The 18790-nt window shown below is 63.5% G+C and carries 17 protein-coding genes; 3 read left to right on the forward strand and 14 right to left on the reverse strand.

All coding sequences use genetic code 11. The features are described 5' to 3' along the window. Positions 1-167: 167 nt before the first annotated feature. On the forward strand, positions 168-2306 hold the full coding sequence (locus tag HDIA_RS12955) for a putative bifunctional diguanylate cyclase/phosphodiesterase (RefSeq protein WP_162292641.1): 2139 nt from the start codon (positions 168-170) through the stop codon (positions 2304-2306). A gap of 75 nt (positions 2307-2381) precedes the next feature. On the opposite strand, the gene grxD is transcribed toward HDIA_RS12955, so the two are convergent. The 14 genes from grxD to HDIA_RS13030 all read right to left on the reverse strand — a co-directional run bounded on the left by grxD (position 2382) and on the right by HDIA_RS13030 (position 15937). Further along, a complete protein-coding gene (grxD, locus tag HDIA_RS12960; RefSeq protein ID WP_099556550.1) occupies positions 2382-2717 on the reverse strand; it encodes a Grx4 family monothiol glutaredoxin in 336 nt (111 codons plus the stop codon). A 158-nt stretch (positions 2718-2875) separates the two neighbouring features. After that, entirely contained in the window at positions 2876-5014 is a 2139-nt protein-coding gene (locus HDIA_RS12965; protein ID WP_099556551.1) for a sodium-translocating pyrophosphatase, read from the reverse strand. A gap of 184 nt (positions 5015-5198) precedes the next feature. Then, a complete protein-coding gene (locus tag HDIA_RS12970; RefSeq protein WP_099556552.1) occupies positions 5199-6410 on the reverse strand; it encodes an MFS transporter in 1212 nt (403 codons plus the stop codon). Positions 6411-6424: 14 nt separating this feature from the next. Beyond that, positions 6425-7438, reverse strand: a complete 1014-nt coding sequence (gene thiL / locus HDIA_RS12975; RefSeq protein ID WP_245883860.1) for a thiamine-phosphate kinase — start codon at positions 7436-7438, stop codon at positions 6425-6427. Between the two features lie 7 nt (positions 7439-7445). Next, positions 7446-7955 carry a transcription antitermination factor NusB gene (gene nusB / locus HDIA_RS12980; RefSeq protein WP_099556554.1) on the reverse strand — a complete coding sequence of 170 codons (510 nt, stop codon included), beginning with the start codon at positions 7953-7955 and terminating at the stop codon, positions 7446-7448. Positions 7956-7960: 5 nt separating this feature from the next. Next, a complete protein-coding gene (gene ribH, locus HDIA_RS12985; RefSeq protein ID WP_099556555.1) occupies positions 7961-8413 on the reverse strand; it encodes a 6,7-dimethyl-8-ribityllumazine synthase in 453 nt (150 codons plus the stop codon). A 105-nt stretch (positions 8414-8518) separates the two neighbouring features. Next, complete coding sequence (locus HDIA_RS12990; protein ID WP_099556556.1) at positions 8519-9145, reverse strand: riboflavin synthase; 627 nt, start codon at positions 9143-9145, stop codon at positions 8519-8521. Between the two features lie 27 nt (positions 9146-9172). Continuing rightward, complete coding sequence (gene ribD, locus HDIA_RS12995) at positions 9173-10318, reverse strand: bifunctional diaminohydroxyphosphoribosylaminopyrimidine deaminase/5-amino-6-(5-phosphoribosylamino)uracil reductase RibD (RefSeq protein ID WP_099556557.1); 1146 nt, start codon at positions 10316-10318, stop codon at positions 9173-9175. Positions 10319-10324: 6 nt separating this feature from the next. Continuing rightward, positions 10325-10810, reverse strand: coding sequence for a transcriptional regulator NrdR (nrdR, locus tag HDIA_RS13000; RefSeq protein ID WP_099556558.1), 486 nt, complete (start codon positions 10808-10810; stop codon positions 10325-10327). A gap of 24 nt (positions 10811-10834) precedes the next feature. Next, positions 10835-12133, reverse strand: coding sequence for a serine hydroxymethyltransferase (gene glyA / locus HDIA_RS13005; protein WP_099558879.1), 1299 nt, complete (start codon positions 12131-12133; stop codon positions 10835-10837). A gap of 312 nt (positions 12134-12445) precedes the next feature. Next, on the reverse strand, positions 12446-12640 hold the full coding sequence (locus HDIA_RS13010; protein WP_099556559.1) for a DUF6898 family protein: 195 nt from the start codon (positions 12638-12640) through the stop codon (positions 12446-12448). Positions 12641-13002: 362 nt separating this feature from the next. Continuing rightward, on the reverse strand, positions 13003-14277 hold the full coding sequence (locus HDIA_RS13015; protein ID WP_099556560.1) for a L,D-transpeptidase family protein: 1275 nt from the start codon (positions 14275-14277) through the stop codon (positions 13003-13005). Between the two features lie 545 nt (positions 14278-14822). Next, complete coding sequence (gene ldtR / locus HDIA_RS13025) at positions 14823-15335, reverse strand: transcriptional regulator LdtR (protein ID WP_099556562.1); 513 nt, start codon at positions 15333-15335, stop codon at positions 14823-14825. A gap of 200 nt (positions 15336-15535) precedes the next feature. Continuing rightward, positions 15536-15937, reverse strand: coding sequence for a DUF6163 family protein (locus HDIA_RS13030; RefSeq protein WP_157775597.1), 402 nt, complete (start codon positions 15935-15937; stop codon positions 15536-15538). Positions 15938-16295: 358 nt separating this feature from the next. Between HDIA_RS13030 and hemB the strand changes: the two genes are divergently transcribed. Together hemB and HDIA_RS13040 are read left to right on the forward strand one after the other, a co-directional pair. Then, entirely contained in the window at positions 16296-17291 is a 996-nt protein-coding gene (gene hemB, locus HDIA_RS13035) for a porphobilinogen synthase (protein ID WP_173796318.1), read from the forward strand. A gap of 74 nt (positions 17292-17365) precedes the next feature. Then, the gene (locus HDIA_RS13040; RefSeq protein ID WP_099556565.1) at positions 17366-18730 is read left to right on the forward strand and encodes a branched-chain amino acid ABC transporter permease; all 1365 of its coding nucleotides are present in this window, start codon (positions 17366-17368) and stop codon (positions 18728-18730) included. The last annotated feature ends 60 nt before the right edge of the window (positions 18731-18790 follow it).

The raw sequence follows: 18790 nt of genomic DNA on the forward strand, positions 1-18790 counted from the left end.
CCTACAACTTGACCCGTCGATGCTCGAAATTTCACCAGCTAAACGAGCCTAAAGGATATCATTTATAACAATGCCTTAATCTCTGCCATCAATAGTTGAATGCGGACCACTGGAACCTTTTTATGAGTTTCGACACGACTGAAGATACCGCGAAAAAGGCGGACCTCATGACATCGCTCATTCGGCGCTGGCGCCGGGTTTCGGGCTGCATTCGCGCCTGCCTCACCCCTGCCGCCCTGCGAAAGGAACTTCGTCTGGCGGAGGAAGCGGCCAAGAAGGCGCGTGACCAGTTGCACGACGCCATTTCGGTCCTGCCGGAAGGCATCGTCTTCCTGGACGACGAGGGCCGCTACATCCTCTGGAACGCGCGATACGAGGAAATCTACAGCAGGTCGGCGGATCTTTTTGAAGTCGGTGCGAGACTTGAAGACACACTGCGCGTTGGAATAGCCCGCGGAGATTACCCGCTGGCCGTCGGCCGCGAGGAAGAGTGGCTGAGCGAACGTCTCGCGCTTATGGCAAATCCGGGTAAGTCGCACGAGCAGCTTCTCGCCGACGGCCGCTGGATCATGATCCAGGAGCGGCGGACCTCCGGAGGCGGAACGATCGGCCTGCGCGTCGATATCACCGCCATGAAGCGCCGCGAGGCCTCGTTCCGGCTGCTCTTTGAGGGCAACCCCGTTCCGATGATGCTGGTCGATCCGGAGACGCTGCGGATCTGCGAAGTGAACGAGGCCGCCTGCCGGCACTATGGTCATCGGCAGGACAGTTTCGCGGGACGCTCGCTCACCGACCTGCACCATCCCGACCACCACGGCGATCTGAAGCTCGACAACTACACCGAAACGCTCAACGCCTTCGATCGCACCTGGCGCCAGTTCAAGGCCGACGGATCGCAGATCGATGTGACCGCCTTCGCAAGCCATCTCGACTTCGAGGACAACGAGCGCATCCTCCTGGCCTTCATCGATGTCACCGAACGGCGTCGCTCCGAGGAACGTCTTGCCCACATGGCCCGTCACGATCTCCTGACCGGCCTGCCGAACCGCCTCGCCTTCAACGAGCAGATCGCAACCGGCATGGCCGAGGCACGCAAGCGCGGTCACGGCGCCGCCGCCCTGCTGATCGACCTCGACAGTTTCAAGGCCGTCAACGACACCTTCGGCCATTCGGTCGGCGATGCGCTGCTGAAGGAAGCGGCACGGCGGATTCGCGAGGCGCTCGACGACACCTGCGTTCCGGCCCGGCTCGGCGGCGACGAATTCGCGGTCTTCGTCCCCCTTGGCGCAGACGACCAACGTGACGAGCCAATCGCTCGCGCCATCATCCGCTCGTTGTGCGAGCCCTTCCAGATCAACATGCAGCACGTCGCCGTGGGGGCGAGCATCGGCATTGCCCGGATGACCGACGACAGTTCCGACCCCGAACAGTTGCTGCGCCACGCCGACATCGCCCTCTACAAGGCCAAGGCGGACGGCCGTGGCTCCTTCCGCCATTTCGAGCCCGGCATGGACGCGCAGATGCTCGAGCGCCAGCGCCTCGAGCTCGACCTGCGCATGGCCGTCGAGAAGGGCGAGTTCTCGGTTCACTACCAGCCGCTCGTCAATCTGGAAGATCAGAAGGTTTCCGGCTTCGAGGCCCTGCTGCGCTGGTCCCATCCCGTGCGCGGCAATATTCCTCCGGCCGATTTCATTCCGCTGGCGGAAGAGACCGGGCTCATCGACGCCATCGGCCGCTTCGTCCTGGAGCAGGCCTGCCGGGATGCGGTCACATGGCCGGATCACATGAAGGTGGCCGTCAACCTGTCCCCGGCGCAGTTCCGCACGACCGAGGTTCTTGCCACCGTCGTGAGGGCTCTGGACCTCTCCGGTCTGCGCCCTGCCCGGTTGGATCTGGAGATCACCGAATCGCTGCTGATGGACAGAAGCGACGGTGCGCTGCAGACGCTCAAGGCCCTGCGCGAACTCGGCGTCGGAATCTCGATGGACGATTTCGGAACCGGCTACTCGTCGCTGAGCTACCTGCGCAGCTTCCCCTTCACCAAGATCAAGATCGACAAGTCCTTCGTGAAGGACCTCCATGCGAGCGCCGACTCCCAGGCGATCGTGCGTGCCATCGTCGGCCTCGGCCGCTCCATGGGCATGAAGGTCATCGCCGAAGGGATCGAGAACGCGGACGACCTGGATTTTCTGATGCAGGAAGGCTGCGCCGAAGGCCAGGGCTATCTCTTCAGCAAGCCTCGCCCCGTCAGCGAGATGGCCGAGCTTCTGGAGAGCTCGCCCGCCCAGACCTCTGTTCAGTCCTGAAGTCGCTCATCCGGCAGAAACAAAAAAAGGCGCCGCGAAGGGCGCCTTTTTCAATCCGGAACGACCGACAGAGCCTCAGGCCCGCTCGCTCACGGAGATCCCGTTTTCCTTCATGTGCGTCTGCAGTTCACCCGCCTGGAACATTTCGCGGATGATGTCGCAACCGCCAACGAACTCGCCCTTCACATAGAGCTGCGGGATCGTCGGCCAGTTGGAATAATCCTTGATACCCTGGCGGATATCGTCGTCCTCAAGGACGTTGACGCCCTTGTAGGGGACGCCGATGTAGTCGAGAATCTGGACGACCTGACCGGAAAACCCGCACATCGGGAACTGCGGCGTGCCTTTCATGAACAGCACGACGTCATTGGATTTCACTTCGCTGTCGATAAAAGCCTTCGCGTCGGACATGGCAGAATCCTTCTTTGCCGAAAATGGCAACTCGTCATCACATAGGCCCGAAAGCCCGCGATCTCAACCCCGGCCGTCGGCCAAACAGCATTGCGTCTTGCGACCAGCAGTCCGGGACAGGCCTTCGCCCGTCCCGGACCGTCAGTTTGGACCGTGGATCAGTGCGCCAGGATCGCCAGCAACAGCAGGGCCACGATGTTGGTGATCTTGATCGCCGGGTTCACCGCCGGACCCGCCGTGTCCTTGTAGGGATCGCCGACGGTGTCCCCGGTGACCGAGGCCTTGTGCGCCTCCGAGCCCTTCATATGCTTGACGCCGTCCTTGTCGATGAAGCCGTCCTCGAAGGACTTCTTGGCGTTGTCCCAGGCGCCGCCGCCCGACGTCATCGAGATCGCAACGAAGAGTCCGTTGACAATGACGCCGAGCAGAGAAGCGCCGAGGGCGGCAAAGGCCGAGGCCTTCGATCCCGAGATCAGCAGCACGCCGAAATAGACGACCAAGGGCGCCAGCACCGGCAGCAGCGAGGGAATGATCATCTCCTTGATCGCCGCCTTCGTCAGCATATCCACCGCACGGGCGTAGTCGGGTCGCACGGTGCCTTCCATGATGCCCGGGTTCTCGCGGAACTGCCGCCGCACTTCCTCAACCACCGCACCCGCAGCACGCCCCACCGCCGTCATGGCGATACCACCGAAGAGGTAGGGGATGAGGCCGCCGAAGATCAGCCCGGCCACGACATAGGGGTTGGAGAGGTCGAAGGACACTTTGCCGATGTCGGCGAAGTAAGGGAATTTGTCCCCGTTCGCCGAGAAGTAGGCAAGGTCGTTGGAATAGGCCGCGAAGAGCACCAGCGCGCCAAGGCCCGCCGAACCGATGGCATAGCCCTTCGTCACGGCCTTGGTCGTGTTGCCCACCGCATCAAGCGCGTCGGTCGTCTGGCGCACTTCCTTCGGCAGGCCCGCCATTTCGGCGATGCCGCCCGCATTGTCCGTCACCGGCCCGAAGGCGTCGAGCGCGACGATCATGCCCGCAAGCCCCAGCATCGTCGTCACCGCGATGGCGGTACCAAAGAGACCGGCAAGCTGGAAGGTCGCGATGATGCCGCCGACGATGACGAGCGCCGGCAGCGCCGTTGCCTCAAGCGAGACGGCAAGGCCCTGGATGACGTTGGTGCCGTGACCCGTCACCGACGCCTGGGCGATCGAGACCACCGGTCGCTTGCCCGTGCCGGTGTAGTATTCCGTGATCCAGACGATCAGGCCCGTCACCAGGAGGCCGACGAGGCCGCAGATGAAGAGGCCACTACCCGTGATCGGCACACCGTTTTCCGTGCCGATTTCGCCCCAACCAACAGTCGCATGCGTCGCGAGGGCAAGGCCGATGACGGAGAGCGCACCGGTGACGATCAGTCCCTTGTAGAGAGCGCCCATGATGGAGTTGTTGGCGCCGAGCTTGACGAAGAAGGTGCCGACGATCGAGGTGATGATGCAAGTGCCGCAGATCGCCAGCGGATAGACCATGGCGGATTCGAGCACTGTCTGTCCGGAAAAGAAGATCGCGGCGAGCACCATCGTGGCGACGACGGTCACAGCATAGGTCTCGAAGAGGTCGGCCGCCATGCCGGCGCAGTCGCCGACATTGTCGCCGACGTTGTCGGCAATGGTCGCCGGATTGCGCGGGTCGTCTTCCGGAATCCCGGCCTCCACCTTGCCGACCAGGTCGCCGCCGACATCCGCCCCCTTGGTGAAGATACCGCCGCCGAGACGGGCAAAGATGGAAATCAGCGACGCACCGAAGCCGAGCGCCACCAGCGCGTCGACCACGAGGCGGTCATTCGGCGCGTAGCCGAGGTAGCTCGTCAGCACGAGGTAGTAGATCGAGACGCCGAGCAGCGCCAGACCTGCGACCAACATGCCCGTGATCGCCCCGGCCTTGAAGGCGACGCCGAGCCCGCTCTCGAGACTGACGCTGGAAGCCTGCGCCGTGCGGACGTTGGCGCGGACCGAGACATTCATGCCGATGAAGCCGGCAACGCCTGAAAGGACCGCGCCGATGACAAATCCGATCGCGACGAGCAGCCCCAGAAGCCAGGCAACAAGCGCGAAAATGACGACGCCAACGATGGCGATGGTTGTGTATTGACGGGAGAGGTAGGCATGCGCGCCTTCCTGGATGGCGCCGGCGATTTCCTGCATGCGTTTGCTGCCGGCATCTGCGGCGAGCACCGATTGGGTCGCCCATATGCCGTAGGCGATCGAGGCGAGACCCGCCACGATGATCAGGTACAGTGGATTCATGTTCCTTCCCTCTCCCTGGGTCCGCTTGTCGGGACCTCATGCGAAGTTTGCTTCCGTTTATAGCTTTTATGGCGCCGCAGCACGGCACAGGCTGGAAGTCACTAGCACGGTATCGGAGGGCGGCATTCCGTCAAGGGCCGAATAGTCCAAGTGCCGCCGGGAACGGCGGAAAATGCACAAAAAGTCAGACGTTTCGGGTACGCAGCAGCGCATTGAGGGCAAGGAGCCCCAGCGAAAGCCCAACCACGGGGAAAACAAGGATGTTGATCATGCTCCATCCCGACAGCACCAGCAGCTTACCCGACGAGAAGGATGCAAGGGCCACGATCGAAAACAGCATGAACTCGTTGACCGCCTGCACGCGGGCCGCTTCTTCCGGCGCGTAGGTGTCGGCGATCATCGCGGTGCCGCCGATGAAGCCGAAATTCCAGCCTATGCCGAGCAGGATGAGCGACAGCCAGAAATGCATGACGGTGACACCGAGCAGCGCGATCACGGCGCCGAAGGCGATCAGCACGAGCCCATAGGCGACGACCGCTTCCTTGCCGTAGCGCGCGATCAGCGATCCGGTGAAGAAGCTCGGCGCGAACATCGCGATGACATGCCACTGGATGCCGAGCGCGGCATCGCCATGGCTGTGGTGGTGATGCAGCATGGCCAGCGGCGTCGCGGTCATCACCAGGCTCATCAGCGCATAGGACGAGACCGTGCAGATGAAGGCGACGATGAAGCGGGGGCTGCCGATGATCTTCAGCAGCGGGCGCCCCTTCGCGTCACCATGCTGCCGTCTTGCCGGTTTCGGAATGCTGAGGGTCGCAAGAATGCTGGCCGCGATCAGCACGAGCACGATCTGGATCGCATAGGTGCCGGCGAAATCGAACGGCAGCAGGTTTTCACCGAAGATGATCGCCTGCGGCCCGATCACGCCGGTGACGACGCCCCCGGCCAGAACCCAGGAAATGGCCCTTGCCTTGAAGATGTCCGGCGAGGCATCCGCCGCCGCGAAGCGGTACTGCTGGACGAAGGCGCTGCTCATGCCGGCGAGCGTCTGAGCGCCGCAGAAGGCCAGAAACGAGCCGATCGAAATCGCAAGAATGGCCAGCAATCCGCCGGCAACGGCAACGCTGATCCCGAGCAGAAAGCCGGCCCTCCGGCCCACCCGGGCCATCAGCAGAGCCGCCGGCGCCGAGGAGAGCGCATTGCCGAGGATGAACATCGTCACCGGCAGGGTCGCAAGCGACTGATCCTCACCGAGAAGGCTGCTGCCGACCAGACCCCCAAGCCCCACCGCGATCGGCGACACCGCTCCGGCCGTCGCCATCGAGGCCGCAAGCGTGAGAGCGGTCGAGCGGGCCCGCCTTTCATGCGCGAAATCATCGGCAACGGACGTCGTCATGAAAACCGGCTTTCTCAAAAGTGGCTGAACGAACCTCTATCGGCCCAGTCTGCAAGGTCGCCGCGGGCGCCCGCAAGGCCGAGGCCGCTTCCTTCGCTCGCCGAACCGATCACCGACACGGCAACACCGGCCTTCTTTCCGGCCTCGACGAACGAGGACAGGGAAGCGGGCGCGCAGGCAATCGCCAGCTCGTAGTCGTCGCCGCCGGTCAGCGCCGTGCGCAGTAGATCGGGCCGGGCCGCGCAGGCGGCCTTGGCCGCGTCCGACAGCGGAACCTTGTCTATGTCGATATCGATACGGACATGCGAGACCGCCGCCATTTTCGCCAGATCGCCGACAAGTCCGTCCGAAATGTCCATGCCCGCGCTGGCGTGCTGGCCGAGCACCGACGCAAGACGGCACCGCGGCTGCGGCAGCAGATAGCGATTTTTGAGGAAAGCGGCCTGATCGCCGGTCAGCCGAACGGCGGTCGTCAGACCCGCATCGAGCCTCAGTTGAAGCCCGAGGGCCGCATCGCCGATGGTCCCGGTGACGCAGATGAGATCACCCGCCCTCGCGCCGCCCCGCCTGACCATGCGCCCCTCCGGCACGGTCCCGAAGGCCGTGATGGACAGGGTCAAGCGCTCCGGCGAAGAGACGGTATCGCCGCCGAGGAGCGTGATCCCGTAGGTTTCCTGGTCCTGCGCCAACCCGTTGGAAAACGCTTGCAGCCAGGCCTCCGTCCAGTCGCCGGTGAGGCCAAGGCCGATCAGATAGCCGAGCGGGCGCGCGCCTTTGGCGGCAAGATCGGAGAGATTGACCCGGAGCGCCTTTTTCGCGATGGCGCCGGGCGGATCGTCGGGAAAGAAATGAACGCCCGCGACCAGCATGTCCTTGGTGACGACCAGGTCGCAGCCCGCCCGCGGCCTCAGATAGGCCGCGTCGTCGCCAAGCTGGAAGGTCGAAGGCTCGGTTGCAAGCGGCGCGAAGTAGCGGGCGATGAGTTCGGTCTCGCTGGCGCGCGCGCCTGTCGCCCCCTGCTCGCTCACCACCGCCTCACCGCGCCGGACCGCTGACTTCGTCAGGACGCAGTTCACGCGCAATCCGGTCGAGAACGCCGTTGACGAGCTTCGGCTCATCGTCCTCGTAGAAGGCGCGCGCAACGTCCAGATATTCCGAAATGATCACCTTGGCCGGCACGTCCTTGCGCCGCAGCAGTTCGTAGGTGCCGCAGCGAAGGATCGAACGCAGGGTCGCATCGACGCGCTTGAGCGGCCAGTCCTCGACGAGAGCCGTGTGCACCATCGGGTCGATGGTGCGCTGGTCTTCGATGACGCCGGCGGTGATCGCCCGGAAGAAGGCGGGATCGGCCTGCCGGTACTGCTCGCCGTCGAGTTCCTTGCCGAGCCGGAACTGCTCGTATTCGGCGACGACCGAAAGGAGGTCCTCGCCGCCGATCTCGAGCTGGTAGAGCGCCTGCACGGCAAAGAGCCTCGCCGCGCCGCGCTGGTTGGCCGGACGCAGGCCCTTTTCCGGGTTCTTCTGGTCTGACTTGACGTCGTTCATTTCAATCAGGATCCGAAACGCTCGCGCAGAGCGACCATGGCGAGGGCGGCCTTGGCCGCACCCGCACCCTTGTTTTTCTCCGTGCGGCGCGCCCGTGCCCAGGCCTGCGCACCGGTCTCGACGGTCAGGATGCCGTTGCCGAGCGCAAGGCTCTCGCTGACCGACAGATCCATCACGGCGCGCGCCGACTCGACGGCGACAATATCATAATGACTGGTCTCGCCGCGGATCACCACGCCGAGCAGCACATACCCGTCGTAGCTGGCAATGCCCGCATCGACGGCGTCGAGCGCCATGGCGAGGGCCGCGGGAATTTCGAGGACGCCGGGAACGGAGACACGGTCGAAGGTCGCACCTGCGGCCTCGATGGCTTCGCTCGCGCCGGCGAACAGTTCGTCCGCCAGATCGTCATAGAAACGGGCCTCGATAACGAGGAGATGCGGCGCGCTGCCGGCCATGATGGAACGTCCTTCTGTGGATGTGGAGCGGAAAGACCATGGCACGCGGCAATTGTCCAGTCCCATCGCGCCGCTCTGGCGGAAAGGCAGATCTGCGGCCGGCGATCAGGCCGCCCGCGCGCCGGGAAAGGCGCCGGATTCCACCATGCGCGCCAGATAACGCGCCATGATGTCGATTTCGAGATTGACCTTGTCACCGGCCTTCGCCGTACCCCAGGTGGTGACCTCCAGCGTGTGCGGGATCAGCATCACGGTGAAGATGTCGCCATCGACGGAATTGACCGTCAGCGAGGTGCCATTGAGCGTCACCGATCCCTTGGCCGCGATGAAGTGAGAGAGCGCCGAAGGAGCCCGAAACGTGAGCTTGGCCATGTCGGCCACATCCTCACGCTCGACGAGTTCCCCGACGCCGTCCACGTGTCCGGTCACCATGTGGCCGCCGAGTTCGTCGCCTAGCTTCAGCGCCCGCTCCAGATTGATCTTCGTGCCGGCCTGCCACGCACTCATCGTCGTCTTGTCCAGCGTTTCCACCGAGGCCTCGACATCGAACCAGCGCCGGTTGCCCGTCGTCCCGCGCTCGATCACGGTCAGGCACGCGCCGGCACAGGCGATGGAGGCACCGATATCGATGCCGCCTGGATCATAGTCGGTCGCGATCTTCAGCTTCACGCCGGTCTCGCGCTCCGTCAGCTCAAGAATTTCGCCGACGTCGCTGATAATCCCGGTGAACATGCTCTGGCACTCCGTTCAAGATATGGGTCAAGTGACGGTCCGATCGGCCCGGCGATAGTGGATCAGGCGATCCCGGCCAAGCCATCGTTGTTCGCTGATGTGCAGTTTCGTCGTCGCTTCTGCAAGAGTGAGGCCGCCAAAGGCGGGAACGCCGCCCGGGCCGATCATGACCGGCGAACGAACGAGATGCAGTTCGTCGACAAGGTCGGCCTCGATCAGCGATCGCGCCAGGCGAGCGCCTCCCTCCACCATCAGCCGCCCGACCCCGAGATTTGAGAGCTGGAAGAGAACATCGACCAGATCGAGCCCGCCATCCGGCGCAAGCGCGGCCGCCCGCACATCGACACCGGCTGCGGTCAGGGCTTCACGCTGGCTGTCACCGTCCCACGATCCCGTCTGGCTGAACACCGTTACCGATGTCTGGCGGGCTGTGCGCACGAGGGTCGACTGAACGGCAAGACGCAAGGAGGGATCGAGGACGACCCGCAGCGGCGAGCGCAGTTCCATGCCGGGAAGCCGACAGGTGAGTGACGGATTGTCGGCAAGCGCTGTCCCGATCCCGACGACGATGGCATCGGCTTCCGCGCGCAGGGCATGGGCGTAAGCCCTCGACTCGTCACCCGAAATGGCGATCTGCCCGTCGCCATTGCGGCCGATGAAGCCGTCTGCGGAAACGGCAAGCTTCAGGAAGACGTGAGGCCGCTGCCGCAGGATGCGTGAAATGTGCCCGGCATGAAGCCTGCGTGCCTCCGCCTCCAGCACGCCTGTCGTCAACGCGATCCCGGACTGCCTCAGGAACGCGTGCCCCTGTCCGGCAACCCGCGGGTCCGGGTCTTCCATGGCCGAGACGACCCGTCCGACACCGGCAGCCGCCAAGGCTTCGCAGCAGGGCCCGGCACGGCCGCAATGTGAGCAGGGTTCGAGCGTCACGTAAGCCGTGGCGCCCCGCGCCGCCTCGCCGGCCATGGCAAGGGCCATCGCCTCGCCATGCGGACGCCCGCCGATGCCGGTCACCCCGCGCGCGATCACGACAGGCTCGCTGCCCGGCCGCACGAGAATGGCGCCGACGGAGGGATTGGGGCGCGCAAGCCCCTGATGCCACCAGCCGAGCGAAAGGACGGCGGCCATGAAACGGCGATCGGTCTCGGGATCGACCCGCCCGTCCGTCTTCATCACGGATCAGACATCCGGGTCCAGCTTCCGCGCCTCATCCGGATCGATCGACAATTCGCCGACCAGTTCGCTGAAGTCGCGGGCCTCGCGGAAATTCTTGTAGACGGAAGCAAATCGCACATAGGCGACGTCATCGATGCCCTTGAGGGCCTCCATGACGAGCTGGCCGATCTGTTCGGCCGTCACCTCGGTCTCGCCAAGGCTTTCGAGCTGGCGAACGATGCCGCTCACCATGCGCTCGATCTTTTCCGGTTCGACAGGCCGCTTGCGCAGGGCGATCTGCACCGATCGCATCAGCTTGTCCCGGTCGAACGGAATGCGCCGGCCAGACCGCTTGATCACGATCAGTTCTCGCAACTGAACGCGCTCGAAGGTCGTGAACCGGCCGCCGCAACTTGCACAGATCCGCCGCCGACGGATGGCGGTATTGTCCTCCGTCGGCCGCGAATCCTTCACCTGGGTCTCGTCACCGCCACAATACGGGCATCGCATATGGCGGTCTCCGAAAGTTTCCGATCAGCTGTAGATCGGGAAACGGTCGGTAAGAACCTTCACGCGATCCTTCACCGCCGCTTCAACAGCGCCGTTCCCTTCCTCGCCATTTGCAACGAGTCCGTCAAGCACCGTGATGATCATATCGCCGATCTCCTGGAACTCGGCGACGCCGAAGCCACGAGACGTACCGGCCGGCGTGCCGAGACGGATACCGGAGGTGATCGTCGGCTTCTCCGGGTCGAAGGGGATGCCGTTCTTGTTGCAGGTGATGTTGGCGCGCCCGAGAGCGGCCTCCGCGGCCTTGCCGGTGACGGACTTGGGACGCAGGTCGACCAGCATGAGGTGGTTGTCGGTGCCGCCGGAGACGATCTCCAGACCGCCCTTGCGCAGCGTCTCGGCCAGCGCCTTGGCGTTGTCGATCACGCTCTTGATGTAGCCCTTGAAGTCCGGGGTGAGCGCCTCGCCGAAGGCAACGGCCTTGCCGGCGATGACGTGCATGAGCGGCCCACCCTGGAGACCCGGGAAGATCGCCGAGTTGAGCTTCTTGGCGAGCGCCTCGTCATTGGTGAGGATGAGGCCGCCACGCGGACCGCGCAGGGTCTTGTGGGTCGTCGATGTCGCGACATGGGCATGCGGGAACGGCGAGGGATGCAGGCCGGCCGCGACGAGACCCGCGAAGTGGGCCATGTCGACCATCAGGTAGGCGCCGACTTCGTCCGCGATGCGGCGGAAGCCCTCGAAGTCCCACACGCGCGAATAGCCCGAGCCACCCGCGATGATGATCTTCGGCTTGTGCTCCTTGGCGAGCGCCTCGACCTGGTCCATGTCGATGCGCTGGTCCTGCTGGCGCACGCCGTAGGCAACGGCGTTGAACCACTTGCCCGACATGTTCGGCTTGGCGCCGTGGGTCAGGTGACCGCCCGAGGCAAGGTCGAGGCCGAGAATGGTGTCGCCCGGCTGGGCAAGGGCGAGGAAGACGCCCTGGTTGGCCTGGCTGCCGGAGTTCGGCTGGACGTTGGCGAAAGCACATCCGAAGAGCTTGGTGACGCGCTCGATCGCCAGATTCTCGGCGATATCGACGAACTGGCAGCCGCCGTAGTAGCGACGGCCCGGATAACCCTCGGCATACTTGTTGGTGAGTACGGAGCCCTGCGCTTCGAGAACGGCCTTGGAAACGATGTTCTCCGAGGCGATCAGTTCGATCTCGTGCTGCTGGCGGCCCAGTTCCTTGGCAATCGCGGAGGCGACCTCAGGGTCGGTCTCAGCGAGCGAACCAGTGAAGAACGCCGGGAAAATGGTGCCGGAGGCGCTATCGGTCATGGACATGTGGACGTTCCCGTCTGTTGTGGGGTGAACCCCTCGCCTGCCCTCTGCAGGCGCCGCGCGGCCTGCGCGGTCCCCCTCTTGGATTCCTGGCAATCGGCCGTATGCGAAATCGTCGGTTGTCGGGCGGGATGAGACGCCCTGCCCGGCACACGGATCGCACACTGCCAACTGGCCTTCCAAGCATCCGATTACCATAGAGCCCGGCGTCGTCACAACGTCACCGCCGTCGCACTCTTTTGCCGAAATGGAAGCAATCAGCCTCCATTCGGCTAATTTTTATGCCGTCAGGGAAGTATTGGGCCGCCTTCAGCCGTTGCCGGCCATTTCCAGGCTACGCCGCAGTTTGCGTGCCGCAAGCTGCTCCAGGTCGCGTCGCGGGGCGCCAATCGGCGCAATAACAACGGCTTCGGCGCCGCTCTGTCCGTCGATCGCGGTCACCCGCATCTGCCGGCCGATCGGCCGGAACTCGAAATAGATCAGTTTGGAAAGATCTTCGTTCATGTTCACCCCCGACCAAACGGGAAACGATGGCATGCGTCCAAATGCATCACCGGCAAAGCACCCTGTCCTGAATCGCGCTCGCGCAGACACTGTAGCAGGCGCGCGATCCAATGGCTGCGTTATCCTTCATGGCCAACTGCGGCCGGATTCCGCCAACGCAGCAATGAACACGGGATACGCCCATGCATCGATCATGCCGCATGGAGCCTTAAACAACCGTCTACCGGCGGAAAATTCTTCCGCGTCTCGGCATCGGCTACGGCACGGGCTCTGGTCTCCAGCGCAGGGACAAACAAAAAAAATCCCGGAAGGCATTTCGGCCTTCCGGGATTGTCTTGACCCACTCTCGGTCTGCCTGACGCTCAGCGCAGCGCGACGTCGAGATCGTCCTTTTTGTAGATGTCCTCGCGGAACTGGACGACACCGTCGGAATTGGCCCAGGCGGTGAAATAGTTGAAATAGAGGTTGACCTTGTCGGCCACCTGCGCGTCGATCTGCTCGCTCTGGCGCAGGGCCGCATCGACAGCCGCGGGATCCTCCCAGCCCGGCGTGTATTTCAGAATCCAGGTCACATACTCGCGCACATTCTGGACCCGCACACAGCCCGAGGAATCGAACCGGTAGTCGTTGCCGAACAGCGTCTTGGACGGCGTGTCGTGCATGTAGACGCCTTCCGGGCTCGGGAAGTTGATCTTCACCGCGCCCAGCGAATTGATCTCGCTCGGATCCTGCCGCAGCATGTACTGGCTCGCCTGATCGGTGTTCCAGTCGATGGAGAGCGGATCGATCTCCTCGTGCGTCTTCCAGTCGAAGATGCGGATCTTGAACTTGGAGAGATACTGCGGGTCCTTCTGGACCATCGGGATCACATCCTTCTTGATGATGCTGATCGGCACCGTCCAGTAGGGATGGAACTTGATATTCGTGATGTGCGTCGAAAGCAGCGGCGTCGGGCGGTCGATCTTGCCGACAACCGCCTTGTGGTGCGAATGAACGAGGCCGTTCTCGATCGTCTCGATATCGGCCGCCGGCACGTTGACCATAACGTAGCGGTCGCCGAGGAAGCCGGACATCGAGCGCACGCGCACCAGGTTGGTCTCAAGCTGGCGCAGCCGCACCTCGGCGGGGATGTTCATCGCCTGGATGGTCTCGCCGCTTGCACCGAGAACGCCGTCCGGACGAACGCCATGGCGCATCTGGAAGCGGCGCAGGCCCTGGTCAACAAAGCTGTCGAAGGCCGTCGGATTGCCGCCGACCGGCTCCAGGTCGCCGGAAACCTCCAGCCGCTGACGCAACACGGCAACGTCCGGACTGCTGACGCCGACCTTCAGCGCCTGAGAGACGTTGACATAGGGCCAGCCACCGCGCGCCACGATATCGGCATAGCGCTGAATGGCAGCTTCCACATAGCTGGGCGTCTCAGGTCCGATGGTCGGCTTGTCGGTCCGCACCTGGGCCTGTTGCGGGATGCTTGTGTCGAAGCCGTCGGACCATTCCGGCTGGCTCAGGGCAAACTGCTGCGCGAAGGCCGGAGTGGCGGCATAGCCCACCGCTCCGCCAATGCCGGCAAGCAGGCTCCGGCGCGAAATGCCTCTCGACGCCCAATCCGAAGCTGTCCGACCAAGCAAATCCTTCATCACCAGAAGTCTCCAAATTGTCTGTCAAACCACGACACTGTCATATGAATTCTACCAGCCCGACCGACCGTCAACAACCAGGCCGCGATCACAACAGCGTGGGGCTGCCACGTTGACATCGCCGCGGCGCGACTGCCTGCCGATAACGCCCGCGGTTCAAAAATGTTCCCGCAAGGCCCATGTTGCCGACCGAAGCGGCCACGAAGCCCGCGCCTGGAGCGGCATCCGAAGAACGCCTGAAAGCCCCGCCACACTGCCTGATCTGCAGAGGTCTTTGCGTGAGCAATGTGGTCGATTGATGTCATCGCAAGGTTAAAATCGAGGCGACAAAAGACTGTTGCATCAATGCTTCAGCCCTTGCCGACCGCAGGCAAGTCGATGAGCCGGCTCATGCCTGACACCGTGCGCAAGACGCTCGCGGCCGTCCTCTCAATACAAAAAGACCCCGGCCTTGTGGCCGGGGTCAGTCTTGGAGGTCACACGGTCGGGGATGAACCGTGCATTTCTCTGGCTGCTGTCATTCAACGAGCAAGGCGCTTCTTGTTTTAGAGACGATAGAGGATCTGGTCGGTCCAGAAACGCTCCAGCCGCTGCAGCGACGTGTTGAGCTGTTCGAAATCGTTGCGCGCGACACCGCCGACCTTCTCGATCGACTGCATGTGGCGGTCGTAGAGCTTCTGGATGATGTCGGCGATCTCCTGCCCCTTTTCGGTGAGGCTGACGCGGACGGAACGACGGTCCATGCGCGAGCGCTGGTGATGGATATAGCCCATCTCCACCAGCTTCTTGAGGTTGTAGGAGACGTTGGAGCCGAGGTAGTAGCCGCGAGTCCGCAGTTCGCCCGCAGTGAGTTCGCTGTCGCCGATATTGAACAGCAGCAGCGCCTGGACGGCATTGACGTCGGTCCTGCCTTCGCGGTCGAATTCATCCTTGATCACATCAAGCAGGCGGCGGTGCAGACGCTCGACCAGCCTCAGCGCTTCCATGTAAAGCGGCTTGATCTCGGATTCATCTTGACCAGCGGAAGCAGTCGCCTTGGCCCGGTTCGCGTTGATCATAGGTATTGCCTCTCTGTCGATCTCTTCGTGGCTTTTATCCACGTTGCATTGAAACCTAGTCGAGAGACTTGAAAATTCGCTTAAAACGCAGACTAAAAATACCCTTAAGGCAAGCATTCATCTTTGCACAATGAGTCGATGCAAAGATTAACCCTGACGTCCATTAACCAGGATTCTACTGATGATTCAGGTATTCGCCCTCACGACTCGGACGAGCGCTCGACCAAGTAGGTGAACGTTGTGTAAATCACGATGGAAACTGCATGAAAAGCGACAGTCACCGGCGCCGGACCGAAGATCGAGGCAAAGAAAGTATGCAGCGCGATCTCGGTCAGCGCGGCGATCAACCAGACGACAGCGCCCCAGGACGACAGCAGCCAAAGTCCGACAGCGGCCACGAGGTCGAACACCGAAAAGAAAATCGCGGCCACGCGAAATTCCACCGGGATGTCATTCAGTCCGGGACCGCTGCCAAGCGGGCCGAGGATGATCGTCCACTGATAAAGACCGCCGATGAGGAAGACGACCGCCAGAAGACGCACGAAAACCACCAGAACGGGACGTGGATTGAAGCCGCCCTGCCCTTCCGCATCGATGGTCATGGCCGCCGGCAGGGTGTCGTCGTCTCGCATGAATGACCTCTAAACTCTCTCGCCGCCGGTACGCTGTGGTCGGCGGTTCGCCTTGCAACGCCTTCAGATTCGCCGGGCCGCGGTCAGGCTCACAGGAAGGAAGACCCGTCGGATATACAGGAGCCCGCCGCTTCATGAAACCGGCTCGCGGCCATTCGCCCTTGAACCTCACGTCCTGTTTGACGAGGTCTTGTTTGAAGCCCGGGCCGCACACTGATAAAGAAACACCGAAGCCTGCGGCCGCCGCACAGATCGGTCGCCACCGTCAAAGCCCGGACATTCTCTCATGACCTACCAGCACGGCTCCCAGACGCCTCCCCGCATCGACATGACATCCCTGCTCCAGGGCAGGCGGATGCGCCGCAACCGGCGCACGGACTGGTCGCGCCGCCTCGTCAGGGAGAATACGCTGACGGTCGACGACCTGATCTGGCCGATCTTCGTCGTCGAGGGCGAGAACCAGCGTGTGCCGGTGCCCTCCATGCCCGGCGTGTTCCGCCTCTCGGTCGACCAGTTGGTTCGCGCTGCGGAAGATGCCGCCAAGCTCGGCATTCCGCTGCTGTCGCTCTTTCCCTATACGGATCCGTCCCTGCGCGACGAAACGGGCAGCGAGGCGCTTAACGATCAGAATCTCGTCTGCCGCGCCACCCGGGCCATCAAGGCTGCGGTGCCCAACGTCGGCGTCATGCTCGACGTCGCGCTAGACCCCTATACGAGCCACGGTCACGATGGCCTTCTCTCGGGCGAGGAAATCGTCAACGACCCGACGGTCGAGCAGCTTTGCCGTCAGGCTCTGGTGCAGGCCGAGGCCGGCGTCGACATCATCGGCCCGTCGGACATGATGGACGGCCGCATCGGCGCGATTCGGCAGACGCTCGACGCCAACGGCTTCGAACGCGTCCAGATCATGAGCTATGCGGCGAAATATGCCTCGGCCTTCTACGGACCGTTCCGTGATGCCATCGGCACGTCGAAGACCCTGGTCGGCGACAAGCGGACCTATCAGATGGACCCGGCCAATTCGGACGAGGCGTTGCACGAGGCCGAACTCGACCTTGCCGAGGGCGCCGACATGATCATGGTCAAGCCGGGCATGCCCTATCTCGACATCCTCTATCGCCTCAAGGACACCTTCAAGGTGCCGACCTACGCCTACCAGGTCTCCGGCGAATACGCGATGATCGAGGCTGCGGCCGCCAACGGCTGGCTCGACGGCGAGCGGGCCATGGTCGAAAGCCTCATGGCCTTCAAGCGCGCTGGCGCCGACGGCGTCCTGACCTACTACGCCCCGCGCGTCGCCGAGCGCCTGAAGGCAGGCCTCTGAGCCGTATGCCGCCTGTTCCGGACCGCCCCGGCGATCGTTTTCGTGGCCCGGGCGGATCGGATGGGAACCATTTCTTGTGGCGCATCGGCAGGCTCGTCCTCGCTCTCGCCGCCTGCGCCTTCCTTGTATCCTGCGGCGGCCCCGACATCGAGCAGGTCCGGACCTGCCGGCTGGTCGTCGCCTCGCTCGAACCGACCGGCCGCATCGCCATCACCGAAGAGGCTGCCGATCCGGTCGCGGCCAATGGCGTCATCCTGCGCTACAGGGTCGATGGCAAAGAGGGCGCGCAATACGTGCGCTGTGCCTTCGCCGGCGACAGGTTCTCGTCCGGCCGCAGCAAGCTTACGGCGGTCGAAACGCCCAATGGCGAACTGACGGCATCGCGTCTCTATATTCTGGAGCGGTTCTGGCTTGACGATCCGCAAACCCCGATGCGGGTCGCGCCCCGTTTCGCGGGCACGGCATCGCCCGGCAGCAAGGCCGCCCAGCAGACGTTCGAGCATTCCCTCTCCTATGCCCTGCAGCAGGGGCTGAACGCCCTCCCGGTCGGCTTCATCTATGCCTTGCTCGCGGTCGCCTTCGCCCTCGTCCTGGGCCTCGTCGACCGCATCAATTTCGCCTTTGGCGATATCGCGGCCATCGGCGGCGTCGCCGCCTTCTCCGGCATCGGCGTCTCGGCCTTCGCCGCCAGTCCCGCCCTCACCATTGTCCTCGGCCTCGCCTTTGCCATCGTCTGCGGCGCGGCGCTCGGAGCCGCCGTCGGGCGAACCGTTCTGGTGCCGCTGCGCGCCGCCTCGCCGCTGAGCTTCATGATCGCTTCCATCGGGCTTGCGATCTTCCTGTCGGAGAGCGTCCGCCTCCTCCTCGGCAACCGCGACCGCTGGATCGCGCCGCTTCTCAATGATCCGATGCATCTGTGGCAGATCGGCATCGGCATCACCATGACCCCGATGCAGGCCGCCGAAGTCGGGGCCGGTCTTGCCGCAACCCTGCTTGTCGGCGCGCTGATCGCAATGACGCGCTTTGGCCGGGCCTGGCGCGCCATCGCCGACGACCCCAAAATGGCCGCGATGATTGGCATCGACCGCAACGGCATCATCCTCGGGTCTTTGGTGATTTCGAGTGCTCTTGCCGCCCTCGCCGGCTGCCTCGTGACCTTCCACTACGGATTCGTCAGTCACTCGAGCGGACTTGTCGTCACGCTGAAGGCCCTCGCTGCGGCCATCCTCGGCGGCGTCGGGTCCATCGGAGGAGCCGCCGGCGCCGGCATTCTCATCGCCGTCGCCGAAACGCTCTGGGCCGCCTATTTCCCCGTCGCGGACCGGGACATCGCCATCCTGGCGCTGCTGACCGCACTCCTCGTCCTGCGCCCGAACGGTCTCTTCGGCCGTCCACTCGATGCGAGCTCCGGACGAATGGGGTCCGAAAGACAGGGCTGAGGCCCGTTACCCGGCACAATATTTGCTTTTCGTTCACCACAACGAAAACGCGAGCGACAA

Origin of the sequence: Hartmannibacter diazotrophicus, assembly GCF_900231165.1 — a bacterium.
Classification (GTDB): Bacteria; Pseudomonadota; Alphaproteobacteria; order Rhizobiales; family Pleomorphomonadaceae; genus Hartmannibacter; species Hartmannibacter diazotrophicus.